The sequence below is a fragment of the Streptomyces sp. NPDC045967 genome, assembly GCF_056430495.1.
Window position 1 is genome coordinate 76586 of the sequence record NZ_JBWKLE010000001.1, and the last position, 15470, is coordinate 92055.

14 protein-coding genes are annotated in these 15470 nt (G+C 72.3%); 11 read left to right on the plus strand and 3 right to left on the minus strand.

Annotated features, from left to right (window positions below):
* Positions 1-43: 43 nt before the first annotated feature.
* Positions 44-1660 (plus strand): glycosyltransferase family 2 protein, encoded by a 1617-nt coding sequence (locus AC07FY_RS00355; RefSeq protein WP_478998631.1) that lies wholly within the window; start codon positions 44-46, stop codon positions 1658-1660.
* 79 nt (positions 1661-1739) lie between these two features.
* A complete protein-coding gene (galE, locus tag AC07FY_RS00360; protein WP_478998633.1) occupies positions 1740-2741 on the plus strand; it encodes a UDP-glucose 4-epimerase GalE in 1002 nt (333 codons plus the stop codon).
* Positions 2742-2822: 81 nt separating this feature from the next.
* On the opposite strand, the gene AC07FY_RS00365 is transcribed toward galE, so the two are convergent.
* Together AC07FY_RS00365 and AC07FY_RS00370 are read right to left on the minus strand one after the other, a co-directional pair.
* Positions 2823-3971 (minus strand): glycosyltransferase, encoded by a 1149-nt coding sequence (locus AC07FY_RS00365; protein ID WP_478998634.1) that lies wholly within the window; start codon positions 3969-3971, stop codon positions 2823-2825.
* Positions 3968-6847 (minus strand): bifunctional glycosyltransferase/CDP-glycerol:glycerophosphate glycerophosphotransferase, encoded by a 2880-nt coding sequence (locus AC07FY_RS00370; RefSeq protein WP_478998636.1) that lies wholly within the window; start codon positions 6845-6847, stop codon positions 3968-3970. Before AC07FY_RS00370 ends, AC07FY_RS00365 begins: the two co-directional genes overlap by 4 nt.
* 177 nt (positions 6848-7024) lie before the next feature.
* Here AC07FY_RS00370 and AC07FY_RS00375 point away from each other — a divergent pair, with 177 nt between their 5' ends.
* The 7 genes from AC07FY_RS00375 (at position 7025) to AC07FY_RS00405 (ending at position 13390) form a co-directional block, all read left to right on the plus strand.
* Positions 7025-8020: a glycosyltransferase family 2 protein gene (locus tag AC07FY_RS00375; RefSeq protein WP_478998638.1), complete on the plus strand. Its 996-nt coding sequence runs from the start codon at positions 7025-7027 to the stop codon at positions 8018-8020.
* Positions 8017-8451 (plus strand): GtrA family protein, encoded by a 435-nt coding sequence (locus tag AC07FY_RS00380; protein ID WP_478998639.1) that lies wholly within the window; start codon positions 8017-8019, stop codon positions 8449-8451. Before AC07FY_RS00375 ends, AC07FY_RS00380 begins: the two co-directional genes overlap by 4 nt.
* A gap of 77 nt (positions 8452-8528) precedes the next feature.
* Entirely contained in the window at positions 8529-9656 is a 1128-nt protein-coding gene (proB, locus tag AC07FY_RS00385; protein ID WP_478998641.1) for a glutamate 5-kinase, read from the plus strand.
* An 84-nt stretch (positions 9657-9740) separates the two neighbouring features.
* The gene (locus AC07FY_RS00390) at positions 9741-10145 is read left to right on the plus strand and encodes a hypothetical protein (protein WP_478999791.1); all 405 of its coding nucleotides are present in this window, start codon (positions 9741-9743) and stop codon (positions 10143-10145) included.
* Positions 10146-10235: 90 nt separating this feature from the next.
* Entirely contained in the window at positions 10236-11519 is a 1284-nt protein-coding gene (locus AC07FY_RS00395; protein WP_478998643.1) for a glutamate-5-semialdehyde dehydrogenase, read from the plus strand.
* 76 nt (positions 11520-11595) lie between these two features.
* A complete protein-coding gene (locus AC07FY_RS00400) occupies positions 11596-12144 on the plus strand; it encodes an SCO2584 family spore wall biosynthesis protein (RefSeq protein ID WP_478998645.1) in 549 nt (182 codons plus the stop codon).
* Positions 12145-12211: 67 nt separating this feature from the next.
* On the plus strand, positions 12212-13390 hold the full coding sequence (locus tag AC07FY_RS00405; RefSeq protein ID WP_478998647.1) for an SCO2583 family membrane protein: 1179 nt from the start codon (positions 12212-12214) through the stop codon (positions 13388-13390).
* Here the strand turns inward: AC07FY_RS00405 and AC07FY_RS00410 are convergent.
* The gene (locus tag AC07FY_RS00410) at positions 13374-14468 is read right to left on the minus strand and encodes a M48 family metallopeptidase (RefSeq protein ID WP_478998649.1); all 1095 of its coding nucleotides are present in this window, start codon (positions 14466-14468) and stop codon (positions 13374-13376) included. The genes AC07FY_RS00405 and AC07FY_RS00410 overlap by 17 nt on opposite strands.
* A gap of 140 nt (positions 14469-14608) precedes the next feature.
* Here AC07FY_RS00410 and AC07FY_RS00415 point away from each other — a divergent pair, with 140 nt between their 5' ends.
* Both AC07FY_RS00415 and nadD read left to right on the plus strand, forming a co-directional pair.
* Entirely contained in the window at positions 14609-14776 is a 168-nt protein-coding gene (locus AC07FY_RS00415; protein ID WP_167739571.1) for a hypothetical protein, read from the plus strand.
* Positions 14777-14831: 55 nt separating this feature from the next.
* The gene (gene nadD, locus AC07FY_RS00420; protein ID WP_478998651.1) at positions 14832-15449 is read left to right on the plus strand and encodes a nicotinate-nucleotide adenylyltransferase; all 618 of its coding nucleotides are present in this window, start codon (positions 14832-14834) and stop codon (positions 15447-15449) included.
* Positions 15450-15470 lie beyond the last annotated feature (21 nt).

Here is a 15470-nt window from a genome sequence, read left to right on the forward strand (position 1 = left end):
GGCCTTGAAGGCGTCTTTACGCCGGTCGCCTAGGATCCACCAGGTGAACAGCACCAACCTCCCCACCGTCTCCGTCGTGGTGATCGCGTACAACGACGCCGGGCTCGTGGGCGAGGCCGTCTCCTCGGCCCTCGCCCAGGGCCCGGTCGTCGCCGAGGTCATCGCGGTGAACGACGCCTCGTCCGACGGCACCGCGCGGGTGCTGGACGAACTGGCCGCCGCGCACCCCCGCCTGAAGGTCGTGCACCGCACCGAGAACAGCGGAGGGTGCGGCACCCCGCGCAACGACGGGATCGCCGTCGCGACCGCCCCGTACGTCCTGTTCCTCGACAGCGACGACGTCCTGCCGGCGGGCGCGGCCGAGGCGCTGGTGCGCGCGGCGGTGCGGCACGGGGCGCCGGTCACCGTCGGCGCCGCCGTGCGGCGCGAGCTGCCCCTGCACCACGACGTGCCGTGGATGCCCGGCCTCTACACCCCCGGCGACGTCATCGAGCGCCCCGCCGACCGCCCGGAGCTCGTCCGGGACACCCTGTGCGTCAACAAGCTGTACGAGCGGGCCTTCCTGGCGGAGCACGAACTGCGCTTCCCCGACGGTCGGTTCGTCTACGAGGACTTCGTCTTCACCGCCCGGGTGCTGGCCGCCGCCCCGCGCATCGCCGTCATCGGCGACCTCGTCTACGTGTGGCACGTGCGCCGCTCCGCCGCCCAGGTGTCGATCTCCCTGGACCGCAGGGACGTCTCCAACTGGCGTTCCCGCATCGAAGCCCACCGCGCGGCCTCCCGCACCCTCGCCGCGGCCTCCCCGGCGCTGGGCAGCGCCTGCCAGGTGAAGTTCCTCGAGTACGACCTGCGCATGTACCTGCGCGAACTCGGCCGGGACCGCGACTACCAGGCCGCCTGGTGGAGCCTGACCCGCGCGTACCTCGACACCTTCGCCGAGGCCGACATCGAGGCCGCGGCGCCCCACGCCCGCTGGATCGTGCGGGTGCTGCGCGCCAGTGAGCTCCCGCCGTCCGACATCGAGCGGCTCACCCGGCTGGCCGCCGAACCGCCGCGCCTGCTGCCCCCGTACGCCGCCGCCGCCGACGGGACCCCGGTGTGGAGCGAGGAACTCCCGGTCGTGCTGGACGGGCTGGCCGGGCTGCCGACGGACCGGCTGCCCGTCACCGTCGACGCCGAGCCGGCCGGCCGCGGAGCCGTCCGGATCCGCCTGCACGACCTGTACGGACGCCTCGCCGAGGCCGGTCCGAGCAGCGCGCAGCTGCGCTTCCTGCCCCGCGCGGGCGGCGAGCCGGTCCTCGCCCGGTCCGTCGAGCTGCGCCCCGACCCGCAGGGCGGCTGGTCCGCGCTGGTGCCGTTCCGCCTCGGCGACGTGGCCACCACCGGCCGCCGCCGGGGACTGCGCCGGATGCAGGCGTGGAACGTGGAGGTGGGCGTGCGGTGCGCCGACGGCAGCTCGCTGTTCACCTCCTTGCGCCCCCGCGGCCGGCTGCTGCGACGCCGGGCCCTGCCCAGCAGCCGGTACGGTGTGCTGCTGGCGCAGCCCTACCGCACGGGGGCCGGCGCGCTCGCGCTGCGCCTCGCGCCCGGCGCCGAGGGCGCTCTGTACCTCGTACGCAACCGCCTCAACCGGGCCCGGGCAGGCCACGGGGCGGGCTGAAGACCGACCGCTTCCCCCACGGGAAGCGCTGCACACCGAGCTCTTCCCACCGAACTCGGACAGGACCAGGGAGATACACATGACGTTTCTGATCACCGGTGGCGCCGGCTACATCGGCGCGCACGTCGTCCGCGCGATGCTGCTCGCCGGGGAGAAGGTGGTCGTCCTCGACGACCTCTCCACGGGCAAGGAGGACCGCGTCCCGGAGGGCGTACCGCTGGTGGTCGGCTCCGTCCTGGACCGGCTGGTCCTCGACAAGACCATCACCGAGCACAAGATCACGGGTGTGGTGCACCTCGCGGGCAAGAAGCAGGTCGGCGAGTCCGTCGAGAAGCCGCTGCACTACTACCACGAGAACGTCCACGGCCTGACGGTCCTGCTCCAGGCCGTGGCGGCCGCGGGCATCCGCAACTTCCTGTTCTCCTCCTCGGCGTCCGTGTACGGCATGCCCGACGTGGACCTGGTCACCGAGGACACCCCGTGCGCGCCGCTGAGCCCGTACGGCGAGACCAAGCTGGCCGGCGAGTGGCTGGTGCGCGCCGCGGGCAGGGCGCACGGCATCTCCACCGCCTGCCTGCGCTACTTCAACGTGGCCGGCGCGGCCACCCCCGAGCTCGCCGACACCGGCGTCTTCAACCTCGTTCCGATGGTCTTCGAGCGCTACGACGCCGGCCAGGGCGCCAAGATCTTCGGTGACGACTACCCGACCCCGGACGGCACCTGCATCCGCGACTACATCCACGTCGAGGACCTGGCGGAGGCCCACGTGGCGGCCGCCCGCAAGCTCGCCGAATGGGCCGCGGCCGAGGACTACAAGGACCTCACCGTCAACATCGGGCGCGGCGAGGGCGTGTCCGTCGCCGAGATGGTCGAGCTGCTGAACGTGAACACCGGGCACGACATCGCCCCGGTGATCAGCCCGCGCCGTCCCGGCGACCCGGCGAAGGTCGTGGCCTCGGCCGACAAGATCACCAGTGAGCTGGGCTGGAAGGCCCGGCACGACGTCCGCGAGATGGTCACCTCCGCCTGGGCGGGCTGGGAGGCCAACAAGGCCGCCCGCGGGGACGCCCGCCGGGTCTGAGACCACCGTCCCGGCACGAAGCCGCCCGCCCCGGACCTGTCCGGGGCGGGCGGCTTCGTCGCGTGCGGGCGGCCGGGGGCGTCAGCGCTCCAGGAACGCGAACAGGGCTTCCCACCGGTCGGTGATCTCGGCGCTGGAGAACCGCTTCACCGACCGGAAGGCGGTGTCGCCGAGCCGGTCGCGCAGTTCGCGGTCCGTCATCAGGGCGTTCAGGTGCCCCGCCAGCTCCATCGTGTTGCCCAGCCGGGCCAGCAGCCCGTCCTCGCCGTGCGTGACGATCTCGCGGACCCCCGGCGCGCAGTCGAAGGCGGTCACCGGCAGCCCCGCCGCCATCGCCTCCAGCAGGGTGATGGGGAACCCCTCCGCCCGGGATGCCTGGGCGAAGACCGAGGCGTCGCGCAGGGCGCCCAGGACGTCATCCGTGCTGCCCATCCACCGGACCGAGTCGTCCAGCCCCAGCCCGGTGCAGTGCGCCCGCAGCGACGCCTCCTCCAGGCCCGCGCCGTAGATCCGCAGCACCCAGTCGGGGTGGTGCGGGGCCACGTCGGCCCAGGCGTCCAGCAGCAGGTCGACGCCCTTTTCGAAAGCGAGCCGGCCGACGCTGGCGACGACCTTGCCGGTGCGCGGGGCGGGGGACTGCGGCATGAAGGGCAGCGGGTTCGGCATGCTGCCGACGTTCTCCATGCCCGCCCGGATCCACAGGTCCGCGTCCTCGGCGGTCAGCACCAGCAGCCGGTCGACCTCCGGGTAGTGGCGGCGGACCCGCTCGCCGCGGGTGGACTTCTTGCTGGCCTCGAACGACTCGTGGCTCATGCCGATGACGCTGAGCCCCTTGGTGTCGGCGAGCGCCACCCACTCCATCGCCCAGACCTGGGTGACGATGACCACGCCACCGGGCCCGGCGGCCCGGAAGAGCCCGCTCAGCGTCTCCGCCTTGGCCCGCATCCCCGCCCGCCGGGCGGCCTGGCGGCGCCGCTCGGGCGCGTTCAGCCGGCCCTTGATCCCCTGCAGCCGCCGCGCGGCCGGCGGGTGGGCGTCGTACAGGGTGGTCGTCCCGTACGGCAGGTCCGCGGGCAGCTTCTGCCGGATCTCCTCGTCGACCGGGGCGATGCCGACGATGTGGACCCGGTGCCCGCGCTCGGTGAACAGCCGGGCCATCTGGTGCGACCAGGTGGTCACCCCGCCGATCTCGTCGACGCTGTTGGAGACGATGAAGATGTCCCGGCTCACTTGGCGCTCCTGGTGAAGAACTTCTCGACGATCTGGCGGGCGGCGTCCCCGCGGTCGTACTCGCCGAACTCGGCGAGGAAGCGCTGGCGCGCCTCCGCGTACTTCGCGTCCGCCTCCTCGAAGGCGGAGAGCGCCTGCAGGAGCTCGTCCGCCGTCGCCACCACCGGGCCCGGCGCCTTCTCCTTGAGGTCGAAGTAGGTGCCGCGGATGTCGTTGGCGTAGGTGTCGTAGTCGTAGGCGAAGAACAGCATCGGCCGGTCCAGGACCGCGTAGTCGAACATCACCGACGAGTAGTCCGTGATCAGTCCGTCGGCGAGGGCGAGCAGCGGGGTGATGTCGTGGTGCCGGGACACGTCGACGACCCGGCCCGCGACCGACGGCGGCAGCGAGACGCTGTTGAGGTAGTGGGTGCGCACCAGGAGCGTGAAGCGGTCGCCGAGCCGGTCCGCGAACTCCTCCACGTCGAAGGGGAAGGCGAAGCCCTCCACCGAGCCGTCCGCGGCCGCCCGGAAGGTCGGCGCGTACAGCAGGACCTTCTTGTCCGGGTCGAGACCGAGCTCCGCGGCCAGCGGCCCGCGCACCCGCTCCCCGCTGTCCGCCTCCTCGCGGTAGGCCGCCACCAGGGCGTCGTTGCGCGGGTAACCGGTGCGCAGCAGCACCTCGTCACGCAGCCTGAAGGCCTTGGCGAGGGTGCGGGCGTCGTGCTCGGAGCGGATCAGGAAGTGGTCGAAGCGGTCGACGGCGGCCTGGAAACGGGCCTGGCCCGCGCGGCCCTGGGCCTTGGTGCGCGGCTCGTGGAAACCCATCCGCTTCAGCGCCGAGCCGTGCCAGGTCTGGATGTAGGTGGTGCCGGGCCGCTTGGCGAGGGCCAGGGGGAAGCCCTGGTTGTCGACCCAGAACTCGGCCTGGGCCAGCGCCCGCAGGTAGGGCCAGCTCCAGCGGCGCACCAGGGTGGCCTCCTCGGGGAACCCGGTGGGCCGGGCGCCCGCGTAGGACCAGATCGCCTCGAACGGGGCGCCGCGGCGCACCAGCTCCTCGTAGATCGCCTTCGGGCTGTCGCTGTACTGCTTGCCCATGTGGCTCTCGAAGACGACCGTGCCCTTCTTGACCGGCAGCTTCGAGAAGACCTCGTGGTAGACCTTCACCTTCTGCTCGCCCGAGCCCATGCTCCGGCGCACCCGCAGGGCCTTGCGCAGGCCCCGCTTGACCACGTTCGCCGCCCTGCCCTGTATGGCGTTGTTGAGCAGGTTCTGGGTGCGGACGGCGACCGCGCCCTCCGCGGCCAGGACGTAGGAGAGGTTGCCCTTCTTGGTGACCTCCGGCTCGAAGCGGTCGGAGACCAGCCGGGTCAGCCGCGGCCGCACCCGCAGGCGGGCCGCCGAGTCCAGGTCGACGCCGCCGACCGAGACGCGGGTGACGATCCTGTCGCGCCCGGCGGTCAACTTCAGCCGGACGTCCCAGACGGCGTCGATGATGCCGAGCGGGCGGACGGTGCCGGCGATGTCGGCCGTACCGGTCCACTCGATCGTGTCACCGGCGTGGCGGACGGTTGCCACCGGGAAGCTGAACGAGCGCACCCCGATCTGCCGGCGCGCCCGGAACTCCAGCGAGGCCTTCAGCTCCGTGTCGGCCGGGATCCGGCCGAGCGGGTTGACGACGGAGCCCGAGAGGGTGACGCTGCCGCGCCCGTCGTCCTCGTAGCCGGTGAGCCGGTTGCCCAGGGTCAGGGAGGTGAGCGGGGTGGTGTGGAAGCCCTGCTCGGTGACGTCCAGTATCCGCCGGGCCTCGGTGTCGGCGGGGTCGTCGATGTGCGCGGCGCACCAGTAGACGCGCCCGTCGCGCTCGGCGAGCGGGGAGGTCAGACGGCCCTTGTTGGTCATCGCGTCGGCGGCCGGGATCAGGTTGTCCCAGTCCTCCTTGGCGAGCAGGTAGGCGCAGATGGCCTGCAGGTACGTGACGTTCTCGTACGCGGCGGGGTCGATCTCGGCGAGGTAGCCGTTGGCGAGCCGGGCGAACTCCTGGCGGTAGGCGTCGCCCAGCAGGGGCAGGTCGCGCAGGTGCAGGACGAGGTCGTGCTTGAGGAACTTGGCGTCCTTCGCGGACTTGATGTCCGTGTGGCCCTTGGCCGCGAGGAGTTCGTCCACGCGGCGGTGGATCTCCATCCGGTGGACGAAGTTCTCGATCTCGTGGCGCCGGTTGCTGATCGACTTCGAGGCGGCCTTCTCGACCACGTTCCAGAAGTACACGTGGTTCGGGATGAGCGTGATGCGCCGGGCGGCGACGTACGCCTGCGCGGAGAACAGCAGGTCCTCGTAGTGGATGCCGACCGGGAACTGAAGGCCCTGCTCCAGCAGGAACGCGCGCCGGTAGCACTTGTTCGTGGAGAGGGTGTCGTAGACCAGCAGGTCCGGGAACTCGGTGATCGAATCCAGGGTGCGGGTGTGCGCGTAGATCCAGGGGTACCACTCCGTGGTCTTCGCCCACCGGTTGTCCACGTGCACCCGGACGCACATGCCCGAGACCAGGTCGGAGCCGGTGCGCTCGGCCGCGTCCAGCATGTTCCGGCAGGCGTTGCGCTCGAGGACGTCGTCGCTGTCCAGGAACATGACGTAGGTGCCGGTGGCCTGCTGGATGCCGTGGTTGCGGGGCGCACCGCAGCCGCCGCTGTTCTCCGGGAGCCGGAAGGCACGGACCCTTCCCGGATGCGCGGATTCCAGTTCCTGGGCGACCGCGTAGGACCGGTCCTTGCTGCAGTCGTCCACGATCACGACCTCGACCCCGTGCAGGGTCTGGTCCAAAACCGACTGGACTGCTGTCGACAGACGCTCTGCGTCGTTGTAGACGATGACGACCACGGAGACGTCGGGCACGTGCACCTCGATCCCTTCGATTCGCTGCGTTTCGTTCGGCTCATTCCGCTTATCCCGACCACGCTACCGTGCGCCGCGCTCGTCTCCGGCGAGCCGACTCCCGCCATGCATACTTCTTGGGAAGAGGTGAGTGGCGGGGCCGGTTGCCGACAATCACCCGTTCGGACTCCGCAGGAAGTGTTCATGACGAAGCTGTCCGTAGTTGTCCCCTGTTACAACGAAGAGGCCGTCATCGACAGCTTCGACGTGGAGATCCGCAAGGTGCTCGACGCCCTGCCCGTCGAGTACGAGGTCTGCTACGTCGACGACGGCAGCCGCGACGGCACCCTCGGCAGACTCCGCAAGATCGCGGCCGTGCACGGCGAGCGGACGCGGTACGTCTCCTTCAGCCGCAACTTCGGCAAGGAGGCCGGGATGCTCGCGGGTCTGCGTGAGACCACCGGCGACGCCGTGGTCATCATGGACGCGGACCTCCAGCACCCGCCGGAGCTCATCGCGACCATGCTCGACCTCTACGGCCAGGGCCACGACCAGATCATCGCCCGCCGCACCCGCGAGGGGGACAAGAAGGTCCGCTCGGCGTTCAGCCGCCTGTACTACCGGGGGGTGAACCGCTGGGTCGACGTCGAACTCACCGACGGGGTCGGCGATTTCCGGATGCTCTCGCGGCCCGCGGTGGACGCGCTCTTGTCCCTGCCCGAGTACAACCGCTTCTCCAAGGGCCTGTTCTCCTGGATCGGCTTCGACACCGTCCACTTCGACTACCGCAACGCGCAGCGCGAGGCGGGCGAGACGAAGTGGAAGTTCGGCTCCCTGCTGAACTACGGCATGGACGGCCTGATCTCCTTCAACAACCGGCCGCTGCGCATCGGGATCTGGCTCGGCGTGTCGCTGGTCGCCCTGACCGGCCTCTACGCGCTGTGGATCACCGCCATGGCGATCACCAACGGCGTCGAGTCCCCGGGCTACGTCACGCTCGTGGCGATCATCACCGGCCTGGGCGGGGTCCAGATGATCATGCTGGGCCTGATCGGCGAGTACATCGGGCGCATCTACTACGAGACCAAGCGCCGGCCGCACTTCCTGGTGAAGGAGGCGCACGGAGCGGAGCGCGCGGACGGCGGCGTCCGTACCGGGGGCACCGCCGTGGCCGAACGCGTCGAGCGCGGCGCACGGTGAACGGCAACCGCAGGGAGCAGCTCGGCCAGGTCTTCCGCTTCGCCCTCGTCGGCGGGGTCAACACCGGCACCTTCTTCGGCATCTACCTGCTCCTGCACCCCTGGATGCCGTACTTCGCCGCCTACTCGCTCGCCTTCGTGCTGGCGATGATCGGCTCGTTCTTCATGAACACGTACTTCACCTACCGGACCCGGCCGACATGGAAGAAGTTCCTCCTCTTCCCGCTGACGAACGTCACGAACTACCTGGTCCAGTCGGTCGGCCTCTACGCCCTGGTGGCCTGGGCCGGGATGGACACCAGGATCGCCCCGCTGGTCGCGGCGGTCGTGGCCATCCCGTTCACCTTCCTGATCTCGCGCAGGATCCTCGTCCCGGGCACCGCCCGGGACGAGGAGTCCGAGCCCGCGGGGGCCGGCCGGTCCAGGGTCTGAAACCCCCGCGCGGCCGTCCCCGGCCACCCCGTAGATTTGAGCAGGCAGGCATTTCGGCAAGGGGCAAGGGGACAGACGTGTCAGCGGCTAGGCAAGGCGTCGTGGAAGCCCGCAGGATCGTGGTCAAGGTCGGCTCCTCCTCCCTGACCACCGCGGCCGGGGGGCTCGACGCCGACCGGGTGGACGCGCTCGTCGACGTCCTGGCCAAGGCGCGCAGCGGCGGCGAGAAGGAGATCGTCCTCGTCTCCAGCGGAGCCATCGCCGCCGGGCTCTCCCCGCTCGGGCTGCGCCGCCGCCCCAAGGACCTGGCCCGGCAGCAGGCCGCCGCCAGCGTCGGGCAGGGCCTGCTCGTCGCCCGGTACACGGCCTCCTTCGCCCGGTACGGCGTCCGCGTCGGCCAGGTCCTGCTCACCACCGACGACACCAGCCGCCGGGCGCACTACCGCAACGCCTACCGGACCCTGGACCAACTGCTGGCCATGGGCGCGCTGCCGGTCGTCAACGAGAACGACACCGTCGCCACGGACGAGATCCGCTTCGGCGACAACGACCGCCTCGCGGCCCTGGTCGCCCACCTGGTCCGGGCCGACCTCCTGGTGCTGCTCTCCGACGTGGACGGCCTCTACGACGGCGACCCGTCCCTGCCCGGCACCACGCGCATCGACGAGGTGCGCGGCCCGCAGGACATCGCGCACGTCTCCATCGGCAGCGCGGGGAAGGCCGGCGTGGGCACCGGCGGCATGGTCACCAAGGTCGAGGCGGCCCGCATCGCCGCGGCCGCCGGCATCCCCGTGGTCCTGACCTCCGCGAGCCAGGCCGCCGACGCGCTCGCCGGACGCCCCACGGGCACGCACTTCCACGCCACGGGCCGCCGCTCGGCGGACCGGCTGCTCTGGCTCCAGCACGCCTCCACGCCCCAGGGGCACCTGGTCCTCGACGACGGCGCGGTCCGCGCGGTCACCGAGCGCGGCAGCTCGCTGCTGCCGGCCGGGATCGCGGCCGTCGAAGGCGACTTCGTCGCCGGGGACCCGGTGGAACTGCGCTCCGCCGACGGGCGCGCCGTGGCCCGGGGCCTGGTCAACTTCGACGCCAAGGAGCTCCCGCAGCTCCTCGGCCGCTCCACCCGAGAGCTCGCGCGGGAACTCGGACCCGCGTACGAACGGGAGGTCGTCCACCGGGACGATCTGGTCCTGCTGCAGGGCTGAGGTTCGGCAAAACCGCCGCGCGGCGGGCCGTGGGCTGGTCAACTGTGAAGGGCGGGCGACACGCGTGGCGGAGACAGGAGGCGGCTGGTGAGGCGAGCGCTGACCAGTGTCGGTCCGGGGGACGGCGGCGGGGGCGGACAGGACCACGACTCGCGCCTGTGGCACGTGACCCTGAGTGTCTCCGGCAAGCCGGCCCCGCTGTCGGACGTCCGGCGCGGACTGGAGCAACTGGCCCATGACCACCCCTTCCTGCTGACCAGCCGCTACGCCGACGACCACGCCGAGATCCGGTACTGGGAGGAGGCCCGCGACCTGCACGACGCGGCGGCCGTCGCCCTGCGGCTGTGGGGCGAGCACCGCGCGTCGGCGCAGCTGCCGCCCTGGGAGATCGTCGGCCTGGAGGTCATCGACCGGGCCACCTACCACCAGCGGGTGGCCGAGGGGTACGGGCCGCCCCCGGCCCATCCCGTCGGCGTCCACCCCTACTGACGCGCGAGGGGCGAAGCCGCGGGCCGCGCCCGCGTCTCGGGGGGTGGAAACCCCGGCGACCGGGCACCGGCCGGGGACTACCCTGGCGACATGACCTCGCTCGACGACGCCCCCGCCACCTCGCCCGTCCTCGCCACCGCGCGGGCCGCCCGTACCGCGGCCGCCGCCCTCGCCCCGCTCCCGCGGGCCGCCAAGGACGCGGCCCTGCTGGCGATCGCGGACGCCCTCCAGGCCCGTACGGCCGAGATCATCACGGCCAACGCCGTCGACACCGACAAGGCGCGCGCCGCGGGCACGAGCGAGACCGTCATCGACCGGCTCACCCTGACCCCGGAGCGGATCGCGGCCATCGCCTCCGACGTCCGCGACGTCGCCGCCCTCCCCGACCCGGTCGGAGAGGTCGTCCGCGGCAGCACCCTGCCCAACGGCATCGACCTGCGGCAGGTCCGCGTCCCCCTCGGGGTCGTCGGCATCATCTACGAGGCCCGCCCCAACGTCACCGTCGACGCCGCCGCGCTCTGCCTCAAGTCCGGCAACGCCGTCCTGCTCCGCGGCAGCAGCTCCGCGTACGCCTCCAACACCGCGCTCGTCGGCATCCTGCGCGACGCGGTCGCCTCCGCCGGGCTGCCGGCCGACGCGGTCCAGCTCGTCCCGGGCGAGTCGCGCGACTCCGTCCGCGAGCTGATGCGCGCCCGCGGCCTCGTCGACGTCCTCATCCCGCGCGGCGGGGCCTCCCTCATCAAGACCGTGGTCGAGGAGTCCACCGTCCCGGTGATCGAGACCGGCACCGGCAACTGCCACGTCTACGTCGACGCCCGGGCGGACCTCGACACGGCCGTGGAGATCCTGATCAACTCCAAGGCCAGCCGGCCGTCCGTCTGCAACGCCGCCGAGACCCTCCTGGTCCACCGCGACATCGCCGACGCCTTCCTCCCGCGCGCCCTCGAGGCCCTCGCCGAGGCGGGCGTCACCGTGCACGGCGACGCCCGGGTGCTCGCCGCCGCCGCGGACACCAAGGCCACCGCGCTGCCGGCCACGGACGAGGACTGGGCCGCCGAGTACCTGTCCTACGACATCGCCGCCGGAGTCGTGGACTCCCTCGACGACGCCGTCGCCCACATCCGCCGCTGGACCTCCGGCCACACCGAGGCGATCGTCACCACCTCGCAGGCCGCCGCGCGCCGGTTCACCCAGCTGGTCGACTCGACCACGGTCGCCGTGAACGCCTCCACCCGGTTCACCGACGGTGGCCAGTTCGGCTTCGGCGCCGAGATCGGCATCTCCACCCAGAAGCTGCACGCCCGGGGCCCGATGGGCCTTCCCGAGCTGACCTCCACGAAGTACATCGTCACCGGCGACGGTCACATCAGGTAGTCGCACACAGGCACGGTGTGGCCGGATTGCGGCGTACACCCTGCCCAAAGCGGCCCCCCAGGTCTACGCTGGTGGCGTGCCGGACGACGTGGGGGGCAAGTTCCCGGACGACGGGGAGCCCGACGACGACCGCGGAGGCGCGGACAAGGACTTCGCCTCCGTGGTGTTCGACGAGGCCTTCGTCCGGAGCGCCGAGATCCATGAACCCAGCGCGGCGGAGCGCCAGCGCGCCGCCGACCGGGCGCGCGCCGAGGCCGAAGCCGCCCGCGCCGTCGCCGGAGGCTGGCCCGGCGACGACGACCACGACGGCCACGCCTACGGCCGCTACGGCCTCGACGACCGCTGGGACCACGACCGCGGCCACGGCCCGGCCGACGGCTCCCACGGCCCGTACGGGGCCTACGGCGGCAGCCTGCGCCCCTACCGCGGCCGCTCGCCCTGGCTGCGCCCCGTCGCCTGGGTGCTCGCCTTCGTGATGGGCCTCGGCATGATCGCGCTCGCCTTCAGCGCCGTCTACCGCAGCGCGGCGGGCGAGGCGGAGCCCGCCCCCGCGCCCGCCAGCACGCCGCTGCGGGAAGTCACCGGCGTCGGCGCGTTTACGTACCCCTCCGGCCGCCAACCCTGAAAGTACGACCCCATGCGCGTTCGCGTCGCCGGGGGCTTCTCTGAAGCGGGGACAGCGGGGAGAAGCGATGGCCGTGCCAGGAGACCCACCCGACGGCACCCCCGAGGGCGCCGGCGGGCCTGATGACGAATTCCGGTCGGACGAGCTCCGCTCGGTGGTGTTCGACGAGGAGTTCGTCCGCGCCGCCCGCCTCCAGGAGTTCTCCGCGCAGGAGCGCATGGGCGAGCACGCCCGGGCCGTCCGCAGCCGCTCCATGTGGTCCGGCGGCGGCGGACACCCCCGGCGCACCAGCGCCCCCGGCCGGGCCGCCCGCCAGGGCATGCTGCTCGTGGTGCTCATCGCCACGGCCTTCGCCTGCGCGGTGTACATGGGCCTGCGCAACCCCTACGTCCCGACGCCCGGCGGTCCCGCCGAGCCGCTCAGCAGTACCGTCGTGCCGCTCGCGCCCGCCGCCGCCGTGCCCGGGGGGCGGCCCGCCGACCTGTACGCGGACAGCCCGGCGGCCGACTACCGCGTCGGGGCGGCCGGGATCACCCTGCCGGCCGTGCGCCGCACCCAGCACTTCACCGACGCGCAGGTCGTCGCCGCGCTGTCCATCGCCAAGGACTACCTGGTGCAGTCCTCGCTGGACCCCGACGTGCTGGCCGGAACCGCTTCCCGGCCGGTGCGGGTCCTGCTCGACCCCGACCAGCTGGACCAGTTCGACCGCAGCATCGGGGCGCCCTCCGGCGACGGCAGGCACGCCGCCACCGGCTGGCTGGTCCGCTTCGACCCGGCCACCGCCGTCCTGGCCGACTCCCGGGTACGGGTGAGCGGGACCCTCGCCTTCGCCGAGGTCAGCCCGGGCGTGCTGGAGGTGCTCACCGACCACACCTTCGTGTACGCCGTCCGCCCGGCCACCGGAGCCGCCGCCCCGGTCGACGGCGCCTCGCTCTTCACCGTCCGCCGCGAGCTGCGGTTGCGCTTCGACCGCGAGGACCTGGGGGCCCGGCGTGCGGAGCTGGCCGCGGCCTATGTCCTGGCCGGGCCGCAGGCGTGCTCCAGCGACCCGGCCGACGCGTTCCGCCCGCTGCCGGCCGGCTCCGCCCCGACGACCGTGGGTCCGGCGGCCACCGACCCCTACGCCACCGGCCGGCCGCGGCGCACGGCCGGGCTGTGCGGCGTACTGGCCCCGCAGGCGACCCCGGAAGCGAGCGGGCCCGCGGCCGAACCTCCGGCGGCGACCCGGGTCAGTCCTGGCCCGTAGCCCCGTCCCTGCCCTGCGGACCGGTGCCGGCGCCCTTGCCGTCGGCGGCGCCGCTGCCGGACCCGGTGAACCTGTCGCGGAGCTTGCCGCCCATGTCGGCCGCGCCGCCCGCGAGGTCGCCGACCAGCTTGAACAGCGGGTCCTTGCTCGTGCGCACCGAGTCGGTGTAGTGCGCGGCGGACTGGCGGAAGGAGTCGGAGACCGAGGCGTCCTTGTCCTCCTCCCGCCGCGGGTAGTGGCCGTCCATGATGCGCTGGTAGTCGCGGTTCTCCGACCACTTCTTCAGCTCGGCGGCCCGCACCGTGGCGAAGGGGTGCGTCCGCGGCAGCATGTTCATGATCTTCAGGACGGAGTCGCGCAGATCACCGCTCGACTCGTACTCCTCGGCCTGGGCCAGGAAGGCGTCCACGTTCATCTCGTGCAGGTGGTTGCCGCCCGCGAGCTTCATCAGCCCCCGCATCGAGGCGTGCACGTCCTGCCCGACCAGCAGGCCGGCCCGGTCCGCCGAGAGCTCCGACTTGCGGAACCACTCCCGCAGGGCGGTGACGATCGCCATGATCGCCATGCTGCCGAGCGGGATCCACGCCACCTTCAGCGCCAGGTTCGTCAGGAACAGCAGGATGGTGCGGTAGACGGCGTGCCCGGACAGCGCGTGGCCCACCTCGTGGCCGACCACCGCCCGCATCTCCTCCTCGTCGAGCAGCTCGACCAGGCTCGTCGTCACCACGATGATCGGCTCGTCCAGCCCGATGCACATGGCGTTGGGCTTCGGGTCCTGCTGCACGTACATCTGCGGGACCTTCTCCAGGTCCAGGATGTGGCAGGCGTCGCGGAGCATCTCGTGCAGGTGCGGGAACTGCGTCTCCCCGACCCGCACCGAGTCCGACAGGAACAGCAGGCGCAGGCTGCGCTCCGGAAGCAGCCCGCTCAGTGCCTTGAACACCGTGTCGAAGCCGCTCAGCCTGCGCAGCGCGACCAGCGCCGAGCGGTCCGCCGGGTGCTCGTACGCCCGCGAGGAGATGCCGGGGAACCTCCTGCGGTCCCGCGCCGGCACCTTCTCGAAGCCCGTCTGCGTCATTGCGCCCTCCCCTGGATCGGCCGGTGTGGCCCTGCGTCTATCCTCTCCAACGCCTGAGTCGGCGTGAGCGTGCCCCAGGCCCCCGCATACGATGTGAGCGAAGTCTCCGCCCGCTCCCCGACTCGATAGGTACCTGCCTGATGAGCCTCTCCTCCACCGCCCACAACCTGGTCGTCCTCGCCTCGGAGGGGGCCGGGCAGCACGGCGGCAACCACGACAGTCTCAACCCCTACCTGACCGGCGGCGGCGCGCTCGTCATCCTGCTGCTCATGCTCTGGGTCACCACGCGCCTGAACCGCGACCGCTGAGGTCCGCGCCGACCGCTGGACCGCCGGGCCGTCCGGGCCAGTAGGCTCTGCGCTCATGGGAGAGCAGGAGACGCCTACCGGCCCGGTCAAGCGCCGGCTCGGGGTGATGGGCGGCACATTCGACCCGATCCACCACGGGCACCTGGTGGCCGCCAGCGAGGTGGCCGCGCTGTTCCACCTCGACGAGGTGGTGTTCGTACCGACGGGCCAGCCCTGGCAGAAGTCCCAGCGAGCGGTCTCGCCCGCCGAGGACCGCTACCTGATGACGGTCATCGCCACCGCGTCGAACCCGCAGTTCTCGGTGAGCCGCATCGACATCGACCGCGGCGGGGCGACATACACGATCGACACCCTGCGGGACCTCAAGGCGCTGAACGACGACGCCGACCTGTTCTTCATCACCGGTGCCGACGCGCTCGCCCAGATCCTGACCTGGCGCAACGCCGCGGAGCTGTTCTCCCTCGCCCACTTCATCGGGGTCACCCGGCCCGGCCACGTCCTCACCGACGACGGACTGCCCGAGGGCGGGGTCTCCCTGGTCGAGGTGCCGGCGCTGGCCATCTCCTCGACGGACTGCCGCGCGCGGGTCGCCGAAGGGGACCCGGTGTGGTACCTGGTGCCGGACGGCGTGGTGCGCTACATCGACAAGCGTGAGCTGTACCGGGGAGCCTGAGCTTTCCGGAAGAGAGGGGCC